The sequence below is a fragment of the Streptomyces puniciscabiei genome (genome assembly GCF_006715785.1).
GTDB classification, from domain to species: domain Bacteria; phylum Actinomycetota; class Actinomycetes; order Streptomycetales; family Streptomycetaceae; genus Streptomyces; species Streptomyces puniciscabiei.
Genome location: NZ_VFNX01000001.1, coordinates 3,633,020 through 3,650,461, shown reverse-complemented (window position 1 = coordinate 3,650,461; position 17,442 = coordinate 3,633,020). Strand labels below are relative to the sequence as shown.

17 protein-coding genes are annotated in these 17,442 nt (G+C 72.0%); 9 read left to right on the top strand and 8 right to left on the bottom strand.

Annotated elements, in window-relative coordinates:
- Positions 1–9: 9 nt before the first annotated feature.
- Positions 10–456 (bottom strand): hypothetical protein, encoded by a 447-nt coding sequence (locus FB563_RS16875; RefSeq protein ID WP_142218755.1) that lies wholly within the window; start codon positions 454–456, stop codon positions 10–12.
- A 148-nt stretch (positions 457–604) separates the two neighbouring features.
- Between FB563_RS16875 and FB563_RS16870 the strand changes: the two genes are divergently transcribed.
- The 4 genes from FB563_RS16870 to FB563_RS42960 are packed head-to-tail and all read left to right on the top strand — an operon-like array spanning position 605 to position 1,914.
- A complete protein-coding gene (locus tag FB563_RS16870; RefSeq protein WP_142218754.1) occupies positions 605–1,000 on the top strand; it encodes a nitroreductase/quinone reductase family protein in 396 nt (131 codons plus the stop codon).
- Positions 1,001–1,019: 19 nt separating this feature from the next.
- Positions 1,020–1,355 carry a YwqG family protein gene (locus FB563_RS16865; protein ID WP_142218753.1) on the top strand — a complete coding sequence of 112 codons (336 nt, stop codon included), beginning with the start codon at positions 1,020–1,022 and terminating at the stop codon, positions 1,353–1,355.
- A gap of 32 nt (positions 1,356–1,387) precedes the next feature.
- Positions 1,388–1,618: a Clp protease/crotonase-like domain-containing protein gene (locus FB563_RS42965; RefSeq protein ID WP_055703489.1), complete on the top strand. Its 231-nt coding sequence runs from the start codon at positions 1,388–1,390 to the stop codon at positions 1,616–1,618.
- Positions 1,615–1,914 (top strand): type II toxin-antitoxin system PemK/MazF family toxin, encoded by a 300-nt coding sequence (locus FB563_RS42960; RefSeq protein WP_167528493.1) that lies wholly within the window; start codon positions 1,615–1,617, stop codon positions 1,912–1,914. The genes FB563_RS42965 and FB563_RS42960 overlap by 4 nt, the downstream gene beginning before the upstream one ends.
- A gap of 11 nt (positions 1,915–1,925) precedes the next feature.
- On the opposite strand, the gene FB563_RS16855 is transcribed toward FB563_RS42960, so the two are convergent.
- The 6 genes from FB563_RS16855 to FB563_RS16830 all read right to left on the bottom strand — a co-directional run bounded on the left by FB563_RS16855 (position 1,926) and on the right by FB563_RS16830 (position 9,292).
- The gene (locus FB563_RS16855; RefSeq protein WP_411573159.1) at positions 1,926–3,404 is read right to left on the bottom strand and encodes an aldehyde dehydrogenase family protein; all 1,479 of its coding nucleotides are present in this window, start codon (positions 3,402–3,404) and stop codon (positions 1,926–1,928) included.
- Positions 3,401–5,131: an N-acyl-D-amino-acid deacylase family protein gene (locus FB563_RS16850; protein WP_055703492.1), complete on the bottom strand. Its 1,731-nt coding sequence runs from the start codon at positions 5,129–5,131 to the stop codon at positions 3,401–3,403. Before FB563_RS16850 ends, FB563_RS16855 begins: the two co-directional genes overlap by 4 nt.
- A gap of 13 nt (positions 5,132–5,144) precedes the next feature.
- Entirely contained in the window at positions 5,145–6,263 is a 1,119-nt protein-coding gene (locus FB563_RS16845) for an LLM class flavin-dependent oxidoreductase (RefSeq protein ID WP_079048472.1), read from the bottom strand.
- A 98-nt stretch (positions 6,264–6,361) separates the two neighbouring features.
- Positions 6,362–7,132 carry an SDR family NAD(P)-dependent oxidoreductase gene (locus FB563_RS16840; RefSeq protein ID WP_055703494.1) on the bottom strand — a complete coding sequence of 257 codons (771 nt, stop codon included), beginning with the start codon at positions 7,130–7,132 and terminating at the stop codon, positions 6,362–6,364.
- A gap of 13 nt (positions 7,133–7,145) precedes the next feature.
- Complete coding sequence (locus FB563_RS16835; RefSeq protein ID WP_079048474.1) at positions 7,146–8,063, bottom strand: TIGR03619 family F420-dependent LLM class oxidoreductase; 918 nt, start codon at positions 8,061–8,063, stop codon at positions 7,146–7,148.
- 5 nt (positions 8,064–8,068) lie between these two features.
- Positions 8,069–9,292 (bottom strand): amidohydrolase family protein, encoded by a 1,224-nt coding sequence (locus FB563_RS16830; RefSeq protein ID WP_055703496.1) that lies wholly within the window; start codon positions 9,290–9,292, stop codon positions 8,069–8,071.
- A 365-nt stretch (positions 9,293–9,657) separates the two neighbouring features.
- On the opposite strand from FB563_RS16830, the gene afsR reads away from it, so the two are divergent.
- Together afsR and FB563_RS16815 are read left to right on the top strand one after the other, a co-directional pair.
- On the top strand, positions 9,658–12,633 hold the full coding sequence (gene afsR / locus FB563_RS16820; protein ID WP_055703497.1) for an SARP-family global regulator AfsR: 2,976 nt from the start codon (positions 9,658–9,660) through the stop codon (positions 12,631–12,633).
- Positions 12,634–12,842: 209 nt separating this feature from the next.
- Positions 12,843–13,064 (top strand): hypothetical protein, encoded by a 222-nt coding sequence (locus tag FB563_RS16815; protein ID WP_055703498.1) that lies wholly within the window; start codon positions 12,843–12,845, stop codon positions 13,062–13,064.
- A 214-nt stretch (positions 13,065–13,278) separates the two neighbouring features.
- On the opposite strand, the gene FB563_RS16810 is transcribed toward FB563_RS16815, so the two are convergent.
- On the bottom strand, positions 13,279–14,877 hold the full coding sequence (locus FB563_RS16810; RefSeq protein WP_142218752.1) for a FadD3 family acyl-CoA ligase: 1,599 nt from the start codon (positions 14,875–14,877) through the stop codon (positions 13,279–13,281).
- A gap of 92 nt (positions 14,878–14,969) precedes the next feature.
- On the opposite strand from FB563_RS16810, the gene FB563_RS16805 reads away from it, so the two are divergent.
- The 3 genes from FB563_RS16805 to FB563_RS16795 are packed head-to-tail and all read left to right on the top strand — an operon-like array spanning position 14,970 to position 17,319.
- Positions 14,970–16,124 carry a lipid-transfer protein gene (locus FB563_RS16805; protein ID WP_055707689.1) on the top strand — a complete coding sequence of 385 codons (1,155 nt, stop codon included), beginning with the start codon at positions 14,970–14,972 and terminating at the stop codon, positions 16,122–16,124.
- Positions 16,125–16,135: 11 nt separating this feature from the next.
- Positions 16,136–16,546: a Zn-ribbon domain-containing OB-fold protein gene (locus tag FB563_RS16800; RefSeq protein WP_142218751.1), complete on the top strand. Its 411-nt coding sequence runs from the start codon at positions 16,136–16,138 to the stop codon at positions 16,544–16,546.
- Positions 16,543–17,319: an enoyl-CoA hydratase/isomerase family protein gene (locus FB563_RS16795; protein ID WP_055710636.1), complete on the top strand. Its 777-nt coding sequence runs from the start codon at positions 16,543–16,545 to the stop codon at positions 17,317–17,319. Before FB563_RS16800 ends, FB563_RS16795 begins: the two co-directional genes overlap by 4 nt.
- The last annotated feature ends 123 nt before the right edge of the window (positions 17,320–17,442 follow it).

The following is a 17,442-nucleotide window of genomic DNA, read 5'->3' as shown; positions in this document are numbered from 1 at the left end:
GCGCGCCCCTCAGTACCCGGTCAGCGCCGACGGCCGGGTGGCGGGGGCGGGCATGGTGCTGACGTAACGGTCACCCACGGGGGCGGGCATGGTGCTGACGTAACGGTCACCGACCGGGGCGGGCATGGTGCTCAGGGAACCGTCACCGACCCGCACACTGCGGACGCTCGTGTCGACGAGGCTGTCGCTGCCGTCGTACGCCCCCTTCGCCAGCCGTACCTTGCCGGCCAGTTCGTGCAGCGCCGACTCCAGCGTCTTGGCCTCCGCCTCCCAGGCGGCGGCGTACGCGTTGAACGCGGCGGCGGCGTCCGGTCCGCCGAGAGCGTCGTCCATGTAGCACATGCCGGGCTGGATCGCCCCGCGGATCTTCCCGGCGTCGTCGCCCGCGCCGTTCAGTTCCTTCGCCTGTCCGGATATCCCGGACTTGACCGCGTAGCCGTCCGAAGACGCGCCCATCATGCTCCCCCGTTTGCAATTGATCACGACCGCGCAGGAGGCTAACACGCGGGAGCCGTACACCCGTTCGCGCCGCACAAGCCCCCTACACTGCTGCCACGGCATCCGCGCGAGCCGCGGCAGGCACGGCACACAGGAGGCAGGAGAGATGTCCGGCCACTCCCCCCTCAAGCACCGCCTCGTGACCGGATTCCAGCGGCATCTGGCCAACCCGCTGAACCGGCGGCTGCCGTTCCAGACCCTCCTGGAGACCACCGGCCGCGCCTCCGGGCTGCCCCGGCGGACGCCCGTCGGCGGGCGCCGGGTGGGCCGGTCCTTCTGGCTGGTCTCCGAGTTCGGCCACAGGTCGCAGTACGTGCGCAACATCCAGGCCGACCCCAGGGTCCGCGTCCGCATCGGCGGCCACTGGCACACCGGCACCGCCCATCTCCTCCCCGACGACGACCCGGTGGCCCGCCTGCGCTCCCTGCCCCGATTCAACAGCGCGGCGGTACGGGCCTTCGGGACCGACCTGCTGACGATCCGGGTGGACCTGGACGGCTGAGCCCGGCAACACTGCGGGCGTGAAGCTCACCACCGCCCCCTCGCTCATCGAACCGGCCCGCGACTTCCCGGAGTTGCTGCCGCACGCCCGCCCGGCCGTCCGGCTGCACCCGCGCGGCGGCACACCCGGCCCGCGCGACAGCCACATCGGCGGCCCCCTGTGGTGGCCGGCCGCCGAGCCGTGGCCGGAGTGCGCCGACCACAAGGACGTGAACGGAAGGCCGTACACGGAGCGGATGGTCGCGGTGGCCCAGTTGACGGCGGCGGACTTCCCCGAGATCCGCTTCCCGGACGGCACGGACCTGGTCCAGCGGCCGGGTGCCCGGAGTGACCCTGCCAACCACACCCAGCCGTGACATAAGGACACGGCAATCGATATGATGGCTGCATGACGGTCAACATGACGATGAGCCTGCCGGACGACGTGGCCGCCTTCGTGAAGGCCAAGGGCAACGCGTCCGCCTACACCGCCCGGATACTGCGCCGCCAGATGCTCGCCGAGGAACTGGAACGGTCCGCGCGAGTGCGCGCGGAGGCCGGGATCGTGACGACGGTCGGCGAGCCGGGCGAGAGCGAGGAGGACACCTTGCAGCGGTGGGCACGGGTGGCGGGCCGGTGAAGCGCGGCCACGTCTACGAAGTGACCATTGCCGGTGGCCCCGCGCACGTCCTGGTGATCTCGTCCGACGGACTGAACACCCAGAACAAGTGCGCCACCTGCGTGCTGATCTACCCGCAGCAAGTACGCGAACCCACGCTCGTCGACATCCCTGTCACCTCGCCCTCGACCGGCACCATCGTCCTCGGTGAGTTCCGCACGCTGTCCGAGCCACGCTTCGCCCGCGACTTGGGGCCGGTGGACGAGCGCGTCATGGAAGCGGTCGAGTTCGGGCTCCGTGCCGTGTTCGACCTCTAGTACGGTGCCCCTCACCCCGGCCACACGATCGCCTGTACCTCGCTGTACGCGTGCAGGGCGTACACGCCCACGTCGCGGCCGACGCCGCTCTTCTTGAAGCCGCCGAACGGGGCCTCCATGTTGCGGCCGACGGTGTTGATCCCGACGCCGCCGGCGCGCAGTCGGCGGGCCACGCGGAAGGCGCGGGCGACATCACCGGACCAGACGTAGTCGATGAGGCCGTACTCGGAGTCGTTGGCGAGGGCGACTCCTTCGTCCTCGTCGTCGAAGGGGATCACGACGACCACCGGGCCGAAGATCTCCTCGCGGGCCACGCGCATGTCATGGGCGCAGTCGGCGAAGAGGGTGGGCGAGACGTAGAAACCCCGGTCCGGCGCAGTCCGTTCGCCGCCGGTGACCAGCGACGCGCCCTCCTTGCGGCCGAGTTCGACGTACGACTCCACCCGCGCCCGGTGCTCCGCCGAGATCAGCGGCCCGACGACGGTGTCCGGCTCCCGGGGATCCCCCACCTTCAGCCGCCGTGCGTATGCGGCGAGTTGCTCGACCAGCCGCTCGTACACCCCGCGCTGGGCCAGCACCCGGGTCGGTGCCGTGCAGATCTGCCCGCTGTAGAAGGAGAAGGTGGTGCCGATGCCGGCGACGGCCGAGCCGAGGTCGGCGTCGTCGAACACGAGCGCCGCGCCCTTGCCGCCCAGTTCCATGAGCTGGCGTTTCATGTCCCGTCCGCACACCTCGGCGATGCGCCGGCCGACGGCCGTGGAGCCGGTGAAGCTGACCATGTCGACGTCGTCGGAGGCCACCGCCGCCTCGCCCACGGCCACCTCACGCCCGGAGACGACGTTCACCACCCCCGGCGGCGCCCCGGCCGCCTCGAGTGCCTCGGCCATCCGGTAGACGGACAGCGGATCCTGCGGGGCGGGTTTCACCACCACCGTGTTGCCCATGGCGAGGGCCGGTGCGACCTTGCCGGCCGGGTTGGCCCACGGGTTGTTGTAGGAGGTGACGCAGGTGACGACCCCGACGGGCTGGCGTACCGCCAGTGCGCCCATCACCCCGGCCCTGCCCATCGGCCCGGCCTCGTTGATCTGCGGCGCGATCGCCCACTCGGCGGGCTCCACGCGCGCGTACCGCCGGAACCGGGCGGCGGCCACCCCGACCTGCATCGCCCGGGCGGTCCCCGTGGTCGCGCCGGTCTCCGCGCGGGCCAGCTCGGTGTACGGCCCCGTCCGGTCGCGGATCAGGTCGGCCGCCCGGCCCAGCACCGCCGCCCGCTCCTCCGGCGGGGTCCGCGACCATGCCCCGAACGCCTCCCGGGCCGCCGCACAGGCCGCCCGCGCCTGCTCGGCCGAGGCTTCCGGCGCCCAGCCCACGGTCTCCTCGGTGGCCGGGTCGGTCACCGGGTAGTGCCCGCCGTCCGGCTCCACCCACTGGCCGCCGACGAACAGCCGCTGCCCCTCGCCCGCCGGGGCCACCGGGCCCAACCGGCTCACCGGGTGCTCACCGTCCGCGTGTCGGTGCCGGAGCGCAGCACCTTCCCCGGTACGGCCCCGGTCACCGCGTCGTCCCGGATCGCCTCGACCCCGTTGACCCACACGGCGCGCACCCCGAGCGCCCTGGAGTCCAGGCGGGGACTGTCACCCGGCAGGTCGTGCACCAGCCGGGCCTGACCGGCGTCGATGCGCTCCGGGTCGAACAGCACGAGGTCCGCATGCCAGCCCTCCCGCACCTGCCCCCGCTCGCGCAGTCCGAACAGCCGCGCCGGGTCGCCGGTCAGCATCTTCACCGCCTGCTCCAGACCGAGCAGCTTGCGCCCGCGCAGACAGTCCCCGAGGAACCGGGTGGTGTACGGCGCCCCGCACATCCGGTCCAGGTGCGCGCCCGCGTCGGAGCCGCCGAGCAGCACGTCCTCGTGCTGCCAGGTCTCGGCGCGCAGCGCCCAGGACGCCGGGTCGTTGTCGGTCGGCATCGGCCACAGCACCGTACGCAGCTCGTCGTTGGCGCAGATGTCGACCAGGCACGCGAACGGGTCCTGCCCGCGCTCCTCGGCGATGTCCCGTACGACCCGGCCCGTCAGCCCCCGGTTGGCCTCGCTGTAGGTGTCCCCGATGACGTACCGCCCGAAGTTCGCCAGCCGCCGGAAGACGCCCGCCTCCTTCGACCGGGCCCGCCGCAGCATCTCCGCCCGGACGGCGGGGTCCCGGAGCCTGGCGATCCGCTCCGGCACGGGCAGTCCGAGGACCGGCCCCCAGCCGGGGATGAGGTTGAGGGCGCAGAAGGTCCCGAGGGACATGTTCATCGGGGTGAGGATCGGCATGGTGAGGGCCACCACCCGCCCGCCCGCCTTCCGGGCCCGCTCGCTCGCGCTCAGCTGCCGTGGCACCCGCTCCGGTACGGCCGCGTCGACGGTGAGCACGTTCCAGTTGAGCGGCCGCCCGGCGACCGCGCTCATCTCCACGAGCAGGTCGATCTCGTCGTCGTCGAACTGGTCCAGACAGCCGGCGACGATCGCCTCGATCTGCGTGCCCTCGTGCTCGCCGACGGCATTCGACAGCGCCAGCAGCTCCGCCGGCCGCGCGTGCCGGGAGGCGACCGGCTGCCCGTCCCCGTCCGAGTGGGTACCGGACTGCGTGGTGGACAGCCCCCAGGCGCCGGCGTCCATGGCCTCGTGCAGCAGCCCCAGCATCGCCCCGAGCTGCTCCTCGCTCGGCTGCCCTCCGACGGCCTGCGGCCCCATGACGTACCGCCGCAGCGCGCAGTGCCCCACCATGAATCCGGCGTTGACGGCGATCCGCCCTTCGAGGGCGTCCAGGTACTCCCCGAAGGAGTGCCAGCTCCAGGGCGCCCCCTCTTCCAGCGCCACCAGCGACATCCCCTCCACCTTGGACATCATCCGGCGCGTGTAGTCGGCGTCCTCGGGGCGGGCGGGGTTGAGCGGCGCCAGGGTGAACCCGCAGTTCCCGGCGGCGACCGTCGTCACCCCGTGATTGAGGGAGGGCGTGGCGTACGGATCCCAGAAGAGCTGGGCGTCGTAGTGGGTGTGGGGGTCGACGAAGCCGGGGGCGAGGACGAGGCCGGTGGCGTCCTCGGTGGTGCGGGCGTCTTCGCCGACCTCGCCGATGGCGGCGACCCGGCCGCCCCGGATGCCGACGTCGGCGGTGAAGGCGGGGGCGCCCGTCCCATCGACAACGGACGCGCCCTTGATCAGGTGGTCCAACATGCCCGGAACCCCCTCAGACAGCTTTCCGGAACCGGGTCGTCCGATGCACCGGATCCGTGTCGATCTTCGGAATCACATGCTCCCCGATCAGCCGGATCGTCTGCAGCGTCTCCTCCTTCGGCACCCCCACCGGCAACCCGAAGCTCAGCTGGTCGGCGCCCGCCTGCTCCCACCTCTTGCACTGCCGCAGCACCTCGTCGGGGTCGCCGCAGATGAGCAGCTCCTCCTCCACGAGCAGCTCCACGAACTCCGGCGTGTACGGGGGCAGCGTCTCCGGCCACACCGGGAAGCCCTCGGGGCGCGGGAAGGTGTCGTGGTACCGGAAGACGAGCGAGGGCAGATAGTGCAGACCGCCGTTCACCGCGATCTCTATCGCCTCCGCGTGCGTGGGCGCGCAGATCGCGGTCGTCGTCACCATCACGTTGTCGTTGACGAAGTCCCCCACCGGCTCCGCGTTCACGACCGCCGTCTTGTACTGCTCCAGCACCCACTCCATGTCGGACACCTTCTGGATGCTGAAGCCGAGCACGCCGAGCCCCTTCTTCGCGGCCATGGCGTACGACGGCGGAGATCCGGCCGCGTACCACATCGCCGGGTGCGACTTCCCGTACGGTTTCGGCAGGACCTTGCGCGGCGGCAGCTGCCAGTGCTTGCCCTGGAAGCCGGCGTACTCGTCCTGGAGCCACATCTTCGGGAACTCGGCGATGGTCTCCTCCCAGATCTCCTTGGTGTAGTTCATGTCGGTCACACCCGGTATGAACCCCAGGATCTCGTGGCTGCCGGCGCCGCGCCCGCTGCCGAACTCGAAGCGCCCCTCGCTGAGGTGGTCGAGCATGGCGACCTTCTCGGCGACCTTCACGGGGTGGTTGACCTGGGCCAGGGGGTTGAAGATCCCGGAGCCGAGGTGGATCCGCTCGGTCGCGTGGGCGAGATACCCGAGGAAGACGTCGTTGGCGGACAGGTGCGAGTACTCCTCCAGGAAGTGGTGCTCGGAGGCCCAGGCGTACTTGAAACCGGACTTGTCCGCCTGGATGACGTACTCGGTCTCCTCCATCAGCGCCTTGTGCTCGGCCAGCGGGTCGGTCTCGGCGCGCTTGCCCACGTATCCCTGTACAAAGAGCCCGAATTCCAAGGCCGTTCACCGTCCTCAGTCATTTCTGACGTATCGTCAGATCTCTTGTTGGCCGACTGTCGCATCGGCCACCGCGACCGTCAATAGCTGACGGGGAGTCAGATCACGCTGACCCCCGCCAGCCACCCGCCGTCGATCACGAACGGCTGCCCGGTGATGTACGACGAGTCCGCCGAGGTGAGGAACAGCGCCAGCCGGGCCACCTCCTCCGGCTGCCCGACCCGCCCGAGCGGCACGAGCTTGCGGTACAGCTCGTCCAGGGCCCGGCTCATCTCCTCCGGGTCGGCGTCCGGGTCGAGCCGCGCCGGGTTGGACATCGGGGTGTCGATGGCGCCCGGGCAGATCGCGTTGACCCGGATGCCCCGGCCCGCCAGCTCCAGCGCGGCCACCCGGGTCAGCCCCAGCACGGCGTGCTTGGTGGCGGCGTAGGTGCCCACGGCCGCCATGCCGGTCAGGGCCGTGTAGGAGGCGGTGTTGACGATGGTCCCGCCGTCGGCCATCTGAGGCGCCACCGCCTTCATCCCCAGGAAGCAGCCGACCTGGTTGACCTGAACGACCTGCATGAACTCGTCCAGCGGGGTGTCCACGAGGGCGTTGAAGCGCAGGATCCCCGCGTTGTTCACCAGCCCGTCGATCCGCCCGTACGTCCCCTTCGCCGCCTCGACGGCCTCCCGCCAGCCGTCCTCGGTGCCGACGTCGAGATGGACGTACAGCGCGCCTATCTCCTTGGCCAGGGCCTGCCCCTGGTCGTCCAGCACGTCCGCGACGACCACCCGCGCCCCCTCGGCCCGGAACAGCCGCGCCTCCTGCTCGCCCTGCCCGCGTGCCGCCCCGGTGACGATGACGACCCGCCCGTCCAGCTTGCCCATGTCCACCCGCTCCTCAGCTCAGCAGGGGCGCGACCTCCGCCCCGAACAGCTCGATCTGCTCGATCAGTTCGGCGCGGCTCCGGCTGCGGAAGCGCACCTGGACCTGGTCCACGCCCATCGCCCGGTACGCCCGCAGCGACTCGGCGATCTCCTCCGGCACCCCGGTGAGCGTCCGCCGCCCGACGTCCCAGCCGGCCCGCCCGACGTACAGCGGCTCGGCGAGGGCGCCGACCGTGAACGGCCCCTCGACGCCGGCCTCTTCGCGCACCTGCCGCAGTCGGGCGATCTGCGCGGGCAGCCTCTCCCGCGGGTCCCCCTGCGGCAGCCAGCCGTCCCCCTTCAGCGCGGCCCGGCGCACGGCGGCGGGCGAGGAGCCGCCGACCCAGAGGGGGACGTTCGGCTGCGCGGGCCGGGGCCGCTGGCCGAGCCCGGCGAAGTCGTACGACTTCCCGTGATGCTCGGGGAACTCCTCCGCTCCCAGGGCGGCCCGCAGCGCGTCGATCACCTCGTCCAGCACGGCCCCCCGCCGCTCGAAGTCCACCCCGAGCGCCTCGAACTCCTCCCGCACGTGCCCGGCCCCGACCCCGAGGACCAGCCTGCCGCCGGAGAGGTGGTCGAGGGTGGCGTACTGCTTGGCGGTGAGCAGGGGGTGCCGCAGCGCCACGACCGCCACATGACTGAGCAGGCGCACCCGCTCGGTGACGGCGGCGAGGTGGGCGAGGGTGCCGACCGGGTCGTACCAGACCGTGCTCATGGCGGGGGCGAGACGGCGCGGGACACCCACGTGATCGCAGACGGCGAGGTAGTCGAACCCGGCCCGGTCCGCGGCCCGCGCGACGGCCACCAGGTCCGCCGGCCCCGCCCCGGCCTCCCACGCTTCCGCGAACAGGGTGCTCTGCGCCTGGACGGGCAGCTGGATGCCGTACGCCAGGGCACTCACCGCCAGCGCCCCTCGGGGGTGAGCCCCAGCAGCTCGATGGCGTTGCCGCGCACGATCCGCTCGACCACGTCCGCCGGCAGATGCCCCATCTGGGCCTCACCGACCTCGCGGGACTTGGGCCAGGTGGAGTCGGAGTGCGGGTAGTCGGTCTCGTACAGGACGTTGCCGACCCCGATGGCGTCGAGGTTCCTGAGGCCGAAGGCGTCGTCGAAGAAGCAGCCGTGGACATGCCCGGCGAACAGCTCGGACGGCGGCCGGGTGACCTTCTCGGCGACCCCGCCCCAGCCCCGGTTCTCCTCCCACACCACGTCGGCGCGTTCGAGGATGTACGGGATCCACCCGATCTGACCCTCGGCGTACATGACCTTCAGGTTCGGGAACCGCTCGAACTTGCCGCTCATCAGCCAGTCGACCATCGAGAAGCAGCAGTTGGCGAAGGTGATGGTGGAGCCGACGGCGGGCGGGGCGTCGGCGGAGGTGGAGGGCATGCGGCTGCTGGAACCGATGTGCATGGCGACGACCGTGCCGGTCTCGTCGCAGGCGGCGAGGAAGGGGTCCCAGTCGTCGGTGTGGACGGACGGCAGGCCGAGGTGCGGGGGTATCTCGGAGAAGGCGACGGCCCTGACGCCCCGCGCGGCGTTGCGCCGTACCTCCTGGGCGGCCAGCTCGGCGTCCCACAGGGGGATGAGCGTGAGCGGTATCAGCCGTCCGTGCGCCTCGGGGCCGCACCACTCCTCCACCATCCAGTCGTTGTAGGCGCGCACGCACAGCAGGGCGAGTTCCCTGTCGGCGGCCTCGGTGAAGGTCTGCCCGCAAAAGCGCGGGAAGGTGGGAAAGCACAGGGCGGACTGCACATGGTTGACGTCCATGTCGGCGAGCCGCGCGGGCACGTCGTACGACCCCGGCCGCATCTGCTCGTAGGTGATGACCTCCAGCCTGACCTCGTCCCTGCTGCACCCCACGGCGGTGTCGAGCCGGGTGAGGGGGCGCCGCAGGTCCTCGTAGACCCACCAGTCACCGAGGGGCCCCTCGGTGCTGCCGGGTTCGCCCATGACGGGCTTGAAACGCCCGCCGAGGAAGGTCATCTCCTTCAGCGGGGCGCGCACGATCCGGGGCCCGACGTCCCGGTACTTCCTCGGCAGCCGGTCCTGCCAGACCCCGGCGGGCTCAACGGTGTGGTCGTCGACGGAGATGATCAGCGGGAACTGTGTGGTCTCCATGTCCCTCACGGTAGCGCCGATCTGACGGTCCGTCAGCTAGTGGGTGTCTGCAAAGAGGGTGTGAGGGGTTTGTGTGCGGCGATACGCCACCCTGTGATCGGCGTCTCCCACGGCTGACGGAACCGCCCGGAACAAGGCAAACTGACGGGGTTGTTCGTGATGCCTGGGCCTGTCCGGCGGATCAGGCCGGCTTCAGGCAACGGTGGTTTGTCAGTACAGGTGAGCGGGGCATGGTGCGTCCAGCTGGAAGGCGGAGGAGGGCGGCGACGCGGAGCGTCGGCAACCGACGACAACGCCGCAGATGGGCGTGCCATGCCCCGCGATTCCGGCGTGATCCGCCGGACAGGCCCTAGGGGGACGAACGCATGGACGGTGGGCCGCGAGTGCCTGAGCAGCGGCGTCCCGGCTCCGTGACCGTCACGGAGCAGGAGACGCTGCGGTTCGGCGTGCTCGGTCCGGTGCGGGCCTGGCGCGGCGAGGAGCAGCTCAGCACGGGCTCTCCCCAGCAGCGCGCCCTGCTGGCCGCCCTGCTGCTGCGCGAGGGCCGTACGGCCACGGCGGCGGAGCTCATCGACGCGCTGTGGGGCGCCGAGCCCCCGTCGCAGGCACTGGCGGCGGTGCGGACCTACGCCTCCCGCCTGCGCAAGATCCTGCCGCCCGGGGTCCTGGTCAGCGAATCCGGCGGTTACGCGGTGCGGGTACCGGCCGAGGGCGCCCTGGACCTGGCGGTCGCGCAGGACCTGGCGGCGGAGGCGGAGAAGGCACGGGCGGCCGGCGACCTGTGCCGGGCCCGTTCGGTGCTGAGCGAAGCCCTGGCCCTGTGGGACGGCGAGGTGCTGGCCGGCGTCCCCGGCCCGTACGCCGAGACCCAGCGGGTCCGCCTGGAGGAGTGGCGCCTGGGCCTGCTGGAATCCCGCCTGGACATGGACCTGGAGCAGGGCTGCCACACGGAGGCGGTCTCGGAACTGACGGCACTGACCGCGGCCCATCCGCTGCGGGAGCGCCTGCGCGAACTGCTGATGCTGGCCCTGTACCGCAGCGGCCGGCAGGCGGAGGCCCTCGCGGTCTACGCCGACACCCGCCGCCTGCTGGCCGAGGAACTGGGCGTGGACCCGCGCCCGGGCCTGCGCGAGCTGCAGCAGCGCATCCTGCAGGCGGACCCGGCCCTGGCGGAGCCGTCGTCCCCGGCGCCGGAGCCCTCGGTGGTCCCGGTCCGGCCGGCCCAGTTGCCGGCGACGGTCCCGGACTTCACGGGCCGGGCCGGATTCGTGTCCGAACTGAGCGAGGTGCTGGCGTCGGCGTCGGAGTCCCCGGACGCCGGGGGCCGGGTGATGGCCGTGTCGGCGCTGGCCGGCATCGGCGGGGTGGGCAAGACCACCCTGGCGGTGCACGTGGCCCACCGGGCGCGGGGCGCCTTCCCCGACGGCCAGCTGTACGTGGACCTGCAGGGCGCCGGGCCACGCCCGGCGGAACCGGAAACGGTCCTGGGCTCCTTCCTGCGGGCGCTGGGCACGGCGGACTCGGCGATCCCGGACTCCCTGGACGAACGGGCGGCCCTGTACCGCTCGGTCCTGGACGGCCGGCGGGTCCTGGTGCTGCTGGACAACGCGAAGGACGCGGCACAGGTACGGCCCCTGCTGCCGGGGACCGAGGGCTGCGCGGCCCTGGTGACGTCCCGGGTCCGCATGGTCGACCTGGCGGGCGCCCACCTGGTGGACCTGGACGTGATGTCCCCGGAGGAGGCGCTCGCCCTCTTCACGAAGATCGTGGGCGAGGAGCGGGTGGCGGCGGAGCGGGAGGCCGCGCTGGACGTGGTCGCGGCCTGCGGCTTCCTGCCGCTGGCGATCCGCATCGCGGCGTCCCGGCTCGCCGCCCGGCGTACGTGGACGGTGTCGGTCCTGGCGGCGAAGCTCGCGGACGAACGCCGTCGCCTGGACGAACTGCAGGCCGGCGACCTCGCGGTCAAGGCCACCTTCGAGCTCGGCTACGGCCAGCTGGAACCGGCCCAGGCCCGGGCGTTCCGGCTGCTGGGCCTGGCCGACGGCCCGGACATCTCCCTGGCGGCCGCGGCGGCGGTCCTGGATCTTCCCGTGGAGGAGACCGAGGACCTGCTGGAGTCCCTGGTGGACACGTCGTTGCTGGAGTCCGCGGCACCGGGACGCTACCGCTTCCACGACCTGGTCCGGCTCTACGCGCGTGCGTGCGCGGAACGGGACGAGCAGCCGCCCGGCGAGCGCGAGGCCGCGATGTCGCGGTTGCTGGACTTCTATCTGGCCACGGCGGCCCAGGTCTACGCGATGGAGCGGCCGGGGGACCGGCTGGTGGATCACCTGCAGCCGACCGCGTACCCGGGGCTCGGGTTCGAGGACCGGCACAAGGCCCAGGACTGGCTGTACGCGGAGGCGGTCTGTCTGCTCGCCTGCGTACGGCAGTCCGCTGATGGCAGCACGCTGCGGCGCGCGATCGATCTTCTGTGGGCGTCCGTCGACCTTGCCGAATCCGGCGCCAACTCAAGGGAGTACGAGGCGGCCGCCGCCGCGCTGAGGGCGGCCGCACGGGCCGTCGGCGATGTGCGAGCCGAGGGCAGGGCCTCGGTCGTACTGAGCAATGCGCGGCTGTTCTCGGGGGTGTTCGATCAGGCGTACGGCGAGGCGCTGGAGGCATTCCAGCTCGCCGAAGCGGCCCACGATCCACTGCCCTCCTGCTGGGCGGCGAACGTGCTGGGCAGCACGGCGTTCTACCAGAACCGGCACGAGGACGCCGAAGGCTATTTCAGCCAGGCCATCGACAAGTTCCGCGCCTGCGGCGACCTCGCCGGCACGGCGGCCGCCCTGTGCAACCTGTCCCGTCTGCACCTTGCGACGGACCGCGCCGACACCGCGGTCGTCCTCGCCCGCCAGGGAACGGACATCTACCAGGAGCTCGGCCACACCCTCAGGGGAGCGAACGGGCGCTACGCGTTCGGCCTGGCCCTCGGCAAATCCGGCCGGCACGACAGCGCGACCGAGCAGTTGGAAGAAGCCCTGCGCGTCTTCCGCGACAGCCGCCAGCGCCTGTGGGAAGGCATGACGCTCTGCCGGCTCGCCGAGGTCGACCTGGACGCACGCAGGCCGTCACAGGCCGCGAGCAACGCCGAGATGGCGCTCACCGTCCTTCGAGGCATCGGAGGCGATTGGCGCCGCGGCCATGTCCTGACTGTGCTGGGCAGAGCCCTGAACGGGATCGGGCACTCCGGCCGAGCCCAGGTCTGCTGGCGTGAAGCCCTGGAGATCTACGAGAAGCTGAACGCCCCGGAAGCGGACGGGGTCCGCCGACTCCTCACCCCGGTGGCAGCCGCCTGAGCTTCTGCCGGGACGTTCATCATTCGTTTATCGCGGCACGGCACTCTTCTGGTTGTCGATCCGTCGTGTCGGGGGGCAGACGGACCGCGGTGAGGGTCGCCGCACCGGGGGATTAGGGTTGGGCGGCCCGAGTGGCCCGCCCGGCCACCCACGGGGGAGTGACCGGGCGGGCCCTCACGTTCCGCAGTGATCCACCCAGGGGAGGCACCATGAGCAACACCGACAACAACACGATTGTCCAGCCGGACAACACGCATGTCACCGACGCCCCGGCGGGCGAGACGGTCCAGCCGCTCAACACCCACGTCACGGACGCCCCGGCGGGCGAGACGGTCCAGCCGCTCAACACCCACGTCACGGACGCCCCGGCAGCCGCCGCCGACGGCACGGTGACCCCGGACAACACCCACGTCACGTCCGAACCCAGCTGAGCCACCTCCCGGACGGGGGACCGGCCGCGACGGCGCCGAGGGGGAGCCGTCGCGGCCGAGGTGTGTCCGGGGGAGGTCAGGTTCGGTGAACGCCGAGCCCGCCGGCTCGCTGAAGGACTGACCCCGCAGCTCGCGGAAGCACGACGATCGCCGAGAAGCGGGCGGCCCCGCGGCAACTTCGCAGCTCCGTGAGTGCGATTCGCCCCCGGCCCTCTCACCCCCTCCCCCGCAGAACCCCCTTCACCACCTTGCCGCTCGCGTTCCTGGGGAGTTCCGGTACGAAGTCCACCGCCCTCGGCACCTTGTAGTTCGCCATCTCCCTGCGTGCCCAGGCGATCAGGTCGTCGGAGGTCAGGGGCGAGCCGGGGCGGCGGACCACGTACGCCTTGGCGACCTCGCCCAGTCGGGTGTCGGGTATGCCGATCACCGCCACCTCGCGCACATCCGGATGCGTGCCCAGCAGTTGCTCTATCTCCGCCGGGTAGGCGTTGAAGCCGCCGACGATGAACATGTCCTTGATGCGGTCCGTGATGCGCAGGTTGCCCGCCTCGTCCAGGACGCCCACGTCGCCCGTCCTCAGCCAGCCGTCGGGGGAGATCGCCTCGGCCGTCGCCGCCGGGTCGTCGTAGTAGCCGCTCATGACGTTGAAGCCGCGCACCAGGATCTCGCCTGCCTCGCCGGGCCGTACCGGCGTGCCCGTCGCGTCCACCAGCCGTATCTCCGTGCCCGGGATCGCCCGGCCGGAGGTGGCGGCGATGACCGACGGGGCGTCGCCGCGCCGGCACATCGTGACGATCCCGCTCGCCTCCGACAGGCCGTACGCGGTGAGGACCGTGTCGACGCCGAGTTCGCCGCGCAGGCGTTCCACCAGCTGCAGCGGTACGACCGCCGCTCCCGTCACCACCAGGCGCAGCGCCGAGAGGTCGTGGGCGTCGCGGGCGGGGTGGTCCAGCAGTGACTGGTGGAGGGTGGGCGGGCCGGGGAGCACCGAGATCCGTTCCGCCGCTATGTTCGCCAGTGCCGTCTCCACGTTGAACACCGGCTGCGGGATCATCGTCGCCCCGCGCATCAGGCAGGCGATCACCCCGGCCTTGTAGCCGAAGGTGTGGAAGAAGGGGTTGATGATCAGGTAGCGGTCGGCGGTACGCAGCCCCGCCAGGTCCGCCCAGATCTCGTACGCCCGGAGGGTCTGGGCGTGCGTGATCACGGCGCCCTTCGGGCGGCCCGTCGTACCCGACGTGTAGATGATGTCCGACGGTGCCGAAGCGTCCAACTCCCTGGCTCTTTTCCGCACTTCGGCCGCCGATACCCCCTCTCCTCCCGCCAGGAAGTCCTTCCACGTGCGGAAGTCCGGCGGCGCGTCCTCCGACAGGACGACCACCTGTTCCAGGGCCGGGAGGCCGGGGAGCGGACCCGGGCCCGTCGGCGCCCCCTCCCCCGCCGCCCGCCGCAGGCTCGCCACGTACGACGCGCCCAGGAACGTGCCCGTCACGAAGAGCAGGCGGGCCCCGCTGCGGCGCAGTACGTCCGCGGCCTCCGTGCCCTTGAAGCGGGTGTTGAGCGGGACGAGGACGGCGCCCGCGGTGACCGCGCCGAGCGCTGCCGTGATCCAGTCCAGGGAGTTGGGGGCCCAGACGGCCACCCGGTCGCCCGTCCGCACCCCGCTCGCCACGCAGGCCGCCGCCGCACGCTCGACGCGGGCGCCCAGTTCGGCGTACGTGATCCTGGTACGGCCCTCGACCACCGCCTCCGTGTCCGCGTAGCGCTCGGCCGACCACCGGACCAGATCGGGCACGGTGTCCCAGTCGCTCATCCCAGGCCCCCTGTCACCGCAGAGCTGACTGCCCGTCAGATTAGCTGTAATCTGACGGACTGTCAGGAGGTCAGGAGGAGGGGGAGGACGGCATGGCAGCAACCGGGCTCAAGGACGCCACCGCCATCGTCGGGATCGGGCAGACCTCGTTCGCCAAGCGTCTCGCCGAGGACGAGAAGACGCTCGCCTGCCGGGCCGTGCTCGCCGCGCTCGACGACGCGGGGATCGCGCCCGGCGAGGTCGACGGTCTCGCCTCCTACACCATGGAGGAGACCGACGAGGTCGAGCTCGCGAAGGCCGTGGGGTTCGGGGATCTGACCTTCTTCAGCAAGGTGGGGTACGGCGGGGGCGGGTCCTGCGCCACCGTCGCCCATCTCGCCGCCGCCATCGCCTCCGGGCAGGCCACCGTCGGGGTCGCCTGGCGGTCACGGAAGCGGGGGTCCGGGCCGCGGCCGTGGACCAACACCCGCGTCCAACTCCCCACCCCGGCCCAGTGGACCCGGCCCTTCGGCCTCCTCCGTCCCGCCGACGAGATCGCCATGCTGGCACGGCGGTACATGCACGAGTACGGCGCCACCCGCGATCACCTCTTCAACGTCGCCCTCGCCTGCCGGAACCGGGCCAACCAGAACCCGGCCGCCGTGATGTACGAACGCCCGCTGACCCGCGAGATGTACATGACCTCGCGCTGGATCAGCGAGCCGCTCTGCCTCTTCGACAACTGCCTGGAGACGGACGGGGCCCTCGCCTGCGTGATCGTCAGCAGGGAGCGCGCCCGGGACTGTGCCCGGCGGCCCGTGTACGTCCACTCCGCCGCCCAGGGCCTGCCCGCGCAGCACCACGGCATGGTCAACTACTGGAACGACGACCCCCTCACCGGCCCCGCCTGGACCGCCGCCCGGCATCTGTGGAAGCACGCCGACTTCACTCCGGACGAGGTCGACGTGGCCCAGATCTACGACGCCTTCACCGCTCTCGTCCCGCTCTCCCTGGAGGGGTACGGCTTCTGCGGGCGGGGAGAAGGGGGCGCCTTCACCGAGGGAGGCGCCCTGGAGATCGGCGGGCGGCTGCCCCTCAACACCGGTGGGGGCGGACTCTCCGAGGCCTACGTCCACGGCTTCAACCTCATCAACGAGGGCGTGAAGCAGTTGCGCGGGACCAGTACCGCCCAGGTGCCCGGTGCCGCCACCTGCCTGGTCACAGCCGGCGAGGGCGTGCCCACCTCCGCCCTCCTCCTGCGGAACTGAGGAAGGACCCCATGCTGACTCCCGTCACCGACACCGACGGCGCGCCCTTCTGGGAGTACGCGGCCCGCGGTGAACTGCGCGTCCAGGCCTGCGGCGACTGTCACGAACCCCGCTTCCCGCCCCGCCCCTGCTGCCCGCACTGCCAGTCCTTCTCGACCGAGTGGCGGCCGGTATCGGGGCGCGGGCGGATCTGGTCGTACGTCGTACCGCACCCGCCCCTCCTCACCGGCTACGCGGAACAGGCGCCGTACAACGTCGTCGTGGTGGAGCTGGAGGACGCCCCGCGGATCCGGCTGGTGGGGAACGTGGTCACGCACGCCGGCGCGCCCCTCGACTCCCTCGATCCACAAAGGCTCAGGATCGGCGCCCGGGTGCATGCCGTCTTCGGTGACGGCGGGCTGCCGCAGTGGGTGCTCGCGTGAGCGGCGTGCGGGTCGAGGCCGACAAGGACAGCGGGGTCGCCGTCGTCACCCTCGACCGGCCGCACCGGCTCAACGCCATCGACCTGGACACGGCGCACGAACTCGCCGGTGCCTGGCGGGCGTTGCGGTTCGACGACTCGGTGCGGGCCGTCGTGCTCACGGGGGGCGGGGAGCGGGCGTTCTGCACCGGGATCGACCGGGACGCCGTGGTGCCGCAGCCCTCGTCGCCGTACATGCAGGACGATCCCTTGCTGACCGTCGGGCCGAAGGCCAATGACCTCTGGAAGCCGGTCGTCGCGGCCGTGCGCGGAATGGCCTGCGGGGGTGCCTTCTACCTGCTGGGCGAGTGCGAGTTCGTCGTCGCCGACCCGACGGCCGTCTTCTTCGATCCGCACACCTCGTACGGCATGGTCAGCGCCTACGAGTCGATACTGGTGGCCGCCCGGATGCCGTACGGGGAGGCGGCCCGGATGGCGCTCATGGGGAACGCCGAGCGGATCTCCGCGCGGCGGGCCCATGAGATCGGGCTCGTGTCGGAAGTCACCGAGGACGGCGGGGCCTTGGCGGCCGCCGTACGCTGCGCCGCCGTCATCGCCGGGTATCCGCCGGCCGGGGTGCAGGGGACCGTGCGGGCGTTGTGGGCGGCCAGGGAGGCCGGCCTGGCCCAGGCGTTCGCGCAGGCGCCGCACCTCGTCACCCTGGGCAATCTGCCGGCCGAGCGGCAGGCGGAGCTGTTCGCCGGGCGGCCCAGGGGCGGGTTCCGGGTGCGCTAGGGCTTTCCGCCGAGGGGTCCGATCGGCGTAGGGGACCGTTACTCACTTCGTGGTCCGCGGGGCGGCCGGGTCACCTGCGTGGCGGGGGTCCGGCGCCCGGGGTAGCGTCAGGCCTGGGACGGC

Excerpts from the sequence above, each read along its gene's own strand:
- FB563_RS16875 (WP_142218755.1), bottom strand. The coding sequence starts at position 456 with ATGGGCGCGTCTTCGGACGGCTACGCGGTCAAGTCCGGGATATCCGGA.
- FB563_RS16870 (WP_142218754.1), top strand. The coding sequence starts at position 605 with ATGTCCGGCCACTCCCCCCTCAAGCACCGCCTCGTGACCGGATTCCAG.
- FB563_RS42965 (WP_055703489.1), top strand. The coding sequence starts at position 1,388 with ATGACGGTCAACATGACGATGAGCCTGCCGGACGACGTGGCCGCCTTC.
- FB563_RS16850 (WP_055703492.1), bottom strand. The coding sequence starts at position 5,131 with ATGTTGGACCACCTGATCAAGGGCGCGTCCGTTGTCGATGGGACGGGC.
- FB563_RS16840 (WP_055703494.1), bottom strand. The coding sequence starts at position 7,132 with ATGGGCAAGCTGGACGGGCGGGTCGTCATCGTCACCGGGGCGGCACGC.
- FB563_RS16830 (WP_055703496.1), bottom strand. The coding sequence starts at position 9,292 with ATGGAGACCACACAGTTCCCGCTGATCATCTCCGTCGACGACCACACC.
- afsR (WP_055703497.1), top strand. The coding sequence starts at position 9,658 with ATGGACGGTGGGCCGCGAGTGCCTGAGCAGCGGCGTCCCGGCTCCGTG.
- FB563_RS16815 (WP_055703498.1), top strand. The coding sequence starts at position 12,843 with ATGAGCAACACCGACAACAACACGATTGTCCAGCCGGACAACACGCAT.
- FB563_RS16810 (WP_142218752.1), bottom strand. The coding sequence starts at position 14,877 with ATGAGCGACTGGGACACCGTGCCCGATCTGGTCCGGTGGTCGGCCGAG.
- FB563_RS16805 (WP_055707689.1), top strand. The coding sequence starts at position 14,970 with ATGGCAGCAACCGGGCTCAAGGACGCCACCGCCATCGTCGGGATCGGG.
- FB563_RS16800 (WP_142218751.1), top strand. The coding sequence starts at position 16,136 with ATGCTGACTCCCGTCACCGACACCGACGGCGCGCCCTTCTGGGAGTAC.